We start from the raw sequence: 4619 nt of genomic DNA on the forward strand, positions 1-4619 counted from the left end.
GGGCGGCGGGGATACCCCCAACGCCAACCACAACGGCGCCGCACACGAGACGCGCCGCACCAGGGGGTGACGGTAGGGCACCCCGTGAGCTAGTTTCTAAGCGCTTGCTTAGTGCTACGCACACGCGGAGGGACGCATTCGCATGACGGTCACACCGGAGGAGCTGCGCGAGCGGGTGCGCGCGCTGCTGGCCTCGCACGATCCGGCGGCGACGGACCGCCTAAACTTTCTGCGGGCCAGGTTCGACGCCGGCCTGGCGTGGGTGCACTACCCGCAGGGCCTCGGCGGGCTGGGTGCGCCGCGCACCCTGCAGGGGGTCGTGGACGCCGAACTGACGGCCGCCGGGGCGCCGGACAACGAACCGCGCCGGATCGGCATCGGCCTCGGGATGGCGGCCCCCACCGTCCTCCGGTACGGCACCGAGGAGCAGAAGGCGCGCTTCCTGCGCCCGCTGTGGACCGGGGAGGAGGTCTGGTGCCAGCTGTTCAGCGAGCCCGGCGCCGGCTCGGACCTGGCGGGCCTGCGCACCCGCGCGGTGCGGGACGGCGACGACTGGGTCGTCACCGGCCAGAAGGTGTGGACGTCCAACGCCCACAACGCGCGCTGGGCGATCCTGATCGCCCGCACCGACCCGGACGTCCCCAAGCACCAGGGCATCACGTACTTCGTGTGCGACATGACGGACCCGGGCGTCGAGGTGCGGCCGTTGCGGCAGATCACGGGTGAGGCCGAGTTCAACGAGGTCTTCCTCACGGACGTGCGGATCCCCGACGCCCACCGTCTCGGCGAGGTCGGCGACGGCTGGCGCGTGGCGCAGACGACGCTGATGAACGAGCGGGTCGCCATCGGCGGCACCGCGCTCCCCCGCGAGGGCGGGATGATCGGCACCGTCACCGCGACGTGGCGGGAGCGGCCCGAGCTGCGCACGCCGGACCTGCACGACCGGCTGCTGCGGCTGTGGGTGGACGCCGAGGTCACCCGCCTCACGGGCGAACGGCTGCGCCAGCAGCTCGCGGTGGGCGCCCCGGGCCCCGAGGGCTCGGGCATGAAGCTGGCGTTCGCCTCGCTCAACCAGCGCATCAGCGGTCTGGAGGTGGAACTGCTGGGCGAGGACGGGCTGCGGTACGGCGAGTGGACGATGAGCCGCCCGGAGATTGTCGACTTCTACGGCCGCGACGCCGGTTACCGCTATCTGCGGGCCAAGGGCAACTCGATCGAGGGCGGTACGTCCGAGATCCTCCGCAACATCATCTCCGAGCGCGTCCTCGGCCTGCCCTCCGAGCCCCGTACGGACAAGGACGTCCCCTGGAAGGACCTGCCGCGATGAGCTCCGACCTGCTCTACTCCGACGTCGAGAACGACCTGCGCGCCGCGGTGCGCGGTCTGCTCACCGACCGGTGCGCACCGGCGGACGTCCTGGCGCGCTGTGAGGGCGACGAGCCGTACGACGCCGCGCTGTGGCGGACCCTGGCCCGGGAAGTGGGGGTCGCGGGGCTGCTGGTGCCGGAGAAGCTCGGCGGCCAGGGCGCCTCCGCGCGGGAGGCCGCGGTCGTGCTGGAGGAGCTGGGGGCCTTCGTGGCGCCCGTGCCCTTCCTGGGCAGCGCCGTGCTGGCCACGACGGCGCTGCTGGCGGCCGGCACCGCGGAGGCCGACGCCGTCGTGACGCGCCTCGCGGAGGGCGAGCAGACGGCCGCCCTGGCCGTGCCGCTGCCCACGGCGCCGGGCGCGGACGTCTCCCAGGGGGTACGGGCCGATGCGGACGGCGTCCTGGCCGGGCGCGTGACCAGCGTCGCCGACGCGACCGCCGCGGACGTGCTGATCGTGCCCGCGTTCGGTCCGGACGGTCCCGGGCTCTACGAGGTGCGCACCGACGCGCCCGGGGTCGCCCTGTCCGTACCGGTGCCGCTCGACCTGACCCGGCCGATCGCGGACGTCTCCTTCGACGGGGCGGCGGCCCGCCGGCTCGCCGGGCCCGGGACCGCTGCGGCGGCCGTGGAACGGGCCCTGCTGACGGGGGCGGGGCTGCTGGCCTCGGAGCAACTGGGCCTGGCCCAGTGGTGCCTGGACGAGACGGTGGCGTACCTGAAGGAGCGTCATCAGTTCGGCCGGGTCGTGGGCTCCTTCCAGTCCCTCAAGCACCGGCTCGCGGACCTGTGGCTCGAGGTCGTCCAGTCCCGCGCCGCCGCGCGCAACGCCGCCGACGCGCTCGCGGCCGACAGCGCGGACGCTCCGGTCGCGGTCGCCGTGGCGCAGGCGTTCTGCGCACCGGTCGCCGTGCGGGCCGCCGAGGAGTGCGTCCAACTGCACGGAGGAATCGGCATGACCTGGGAGCACCCGGCCCACCTGCGGCTGAAGCGCGCCAAGGCCGACGAGATCGCCCTCGGCACGCCCGGCCGCCACCGGACGGCCCTCGCCGCCCTGGTGGACCTGCCGGCCGCGGCGGGCTGAGTCAGTCCCGGGGGCGGCCGGTCGCCACCGCGTAGAACGCGACCGCGGCGGCCGCCCCCACGTTCAGGGAGTCCACCCCGTGCGCCATGGGGATGCGCACCCACTCGTCGGCGGCGACCAGGGCGCGGGTCGACAGGCCGTCGCCCTCGGCGCCGAGCATCAGCGCCGCGCGTTCCAGCCGGTGCGGGGCGGCCTCGTCGATGTCGGTGGCCTTCTCGTCGGGGGTCAGCGCGAGCAGCTTGAAACCCGCCTCCCGGACCGCCTCCAGGTCCCGGGGCCAGCTCTCCAGCCGGGCGTACGGGACGGAGAAGACGGCGCCCATCGAGACCTTGACCGACCTGCGGTACAGCGGGTCGGCGCAGTCCGGGGAGAGCAGGACGGCGTCCATGCCGAGGGCGGCGGCGCTGCGGAAGATGGCGCCGATGTTGGTGTGGTCGTTGACCGACTCCATGACGACGATCCGCCGCGCGTCGCCCAGCAGGGCCGCCGCGTCGGGCAGTTGCCTGCGCTGCATCGAGGCGAGGGCGCCGCGGTGCACGTGGTAGCCGGTCACCTGCTCGGCGAGTTCGGGGCTGACCGCGTAGACCGGCGCCGGGACCTCGTCGATGACGTCCCGCATGACGTCGACCCACTTGGCCGACAGCAGCATGGAGCGCATGCGGTAACCGGCCTGCCGGGCGCGCCGGATGACCTTCTCGCCCTCCGCGATGAACAGCCCCTCGGCGGGCTCGCGGCGTCGGCGCAGCTCCACGTCGGTCAGCGACGTGTAGTCGTGCAGACGCGGGTCGTCGGGGTCGTCGATGGTGATGAGCTCAGCCACAGGGTGATACTGCCTTGTCCGAAGTGCGGTGCCAACGGCACCGACGTCACTGGTTACCGCCGGTTACGCGATCGCCCACGGCGACGACCTCGCCGACGACGATCACCGCGGGCGGCCGGATGCCCTCCTGCGCCACCCGCTCCCCCACCGTCGCGAGCGTCGCGTCGACCCGGCGCTGGGCCGCCGTCGTGCCCTCCTGGATCACCGCGACGGGGGTGTCCGCGCCCCGGCCGTGCTCCACGAGCGCCGCCGCGATCGAGCCGATCCGCTCCACGGCCATCAGCAGCACCAGCGTTCCGCGCAGCCGGGCGAGCGCCGCCCAGTCCACGAGCGAGCGTGGGTCCTCCGGGGCCACATGGCCGCTGACCACGGTGAACTCGTGCGCCACCCCCCGGTGCGTGACCGGGATGCCGGCGGCGGCCGGGACGCTGATGGAACTGGAGATCCCCGGCACGACGGTGCACGGGATGCCCGCCTCCGCGAGCGCCTCCGCCTCCTCCATCCCGCGCCCGAACACGTACGGGTCCCCGCCCTTGAGCCGCACGACCGCCTTGCCGGCCTTCGCGTGCTCGATCAGCGCCGCGTTGATCGCCTCCTGGGCCATCGCCCGGCCGTACGGGATCTTCGCGGCGTCGATCACCTCGACGTGCGGCGGCAGTTCGTCGAGCAGATCGCGCGGGCCGAGCCGGTCGGCGATGACGACGTCCGCCTCCGCGAGCAGCCGGCGGCCGCGCACCGTGATCAGGTCCGGGTCACCCGGACCACCGCCGACCAGCGCCACGCCCGGGGTCCTCCCCCGGTGCTGCGGCGCGGCGAGCGACCCGTCGCGCAGACCCTCAACGATCGCGTCCCGCACGGCTGCCGAACGCCGCGGGTCCCGTCCGGTGAGGACGGCGACGGTCACGCCCTCCGTACGGCCGGTCGCCGGCGTCCACGCGGTCGCCGCCTCGGCGTCGTCGCTGCGGACGCACCACACGCGGCGCTCCTCCGCCTCCGCGGAGGCTGCGGCGTTCGCCTCGGGGTCGGTGGTGGCGATGAGCGCGTACCAGGCGTCGGCCAGGTCGCCCGGCCGGTAACGACGGCGCTCCCAGCGGATCTCGCCCGCGGCGGCCATCGCGTCCACGGACGGCGTCGCGGACGGGGAGACCAGGACGACGTCGGCGCCGGCCGCCACCAGCGGCGGCAGCCTGCGCTGGGCGACCTGGCCACCGCCGAGGACGACCACGCGGCGGCCCGTGAGGCGCAGTCCGACGGGGTAGGCGGGTGCGTCGTTGCGGTCCTCGGCGGCAGTCATGGCGGTGCGGCTCCTCGGGTGTGCCTTGCGGCGCGGCGGGGGGTGGGGTTGCGGGGG

4 protein-coding genes are annotated in these 4619 nt (G+C 74.6%); 2 read left to right on the plus strand and 2 right to left on the minus strand.

Annotated elements, in window-relative coordinates; all coding sequences use genetic code 11:
• The first annotated feature begins 142 nt into the window (after window positions 1-142).
• Window positions 143-1327: an acyl-CoA dehydrogenase family protein gene (locus tag PV350_RS44770; RefSeq protein ID WP_500339086.1), complete on the plus strand. Its 1185-nt coding sequence runs from the start codon at window positions 143-145 to the stop codon at window positions 1325-1327.
• Window positions 1324-2448 (plus strand): acyl-CoA dehydrogenase family protein, encoded by a 1125-nt coding sequence (locus PV350_RS44775; protein ID WP_500339087.1) that lies wholly within the window; start codon window positions 1324-1326, stop codon window positions 2446-2448. The genes PV350_RS44770 and PV350_RS44775 overlap by 4 nt, the downstream gene beginning before the upstream one ends.
• Before the next feature lies 1 nt (window position 2449).
• Here PV350_RS44775 and PV350_RS44780 read toward each other — a convergent pair whose 3' ends face one another.
• Both PV350_RS44780 and cobA read right to left on the minus strand, forming a co-directional pair.
• Window positions 2450-3268: a TrmH family RNA methyltransferase gene (locus tag PV350_RS44780; RefSeq protein ID WP_499510839.1), complete on the minus strand. Its 819-nt coding sequence runs from the start codon at window positions 3266-3268 to the stop codon at window positions 2450-2452.
• 46 nt (window positions 3269-3314) lie between these two features.
• Window positions 3315-4562 (minus strand): uroporphyrinogen-III C-methyltransferase, encoded by a 1248-nt coding sequence (gene cobA, locus PV350_RS44785; protein ID WP_499510840.1) that lies wholly within the window; start codon window positions 4560-4562, stop codon window positions 3315-3317.
• Window positions 4563-4619: the final 57 nt, after the last annotated feature.

The organism is Streptomyces sp. PA03-6a, assembly GCF_033792765.1.
Classification (GTDB): domain Bacteria; phylum Actinomycetota; class Actinomycetes; order Streptomycetales; family Streptomycetaceae; genus Actinacidiphila.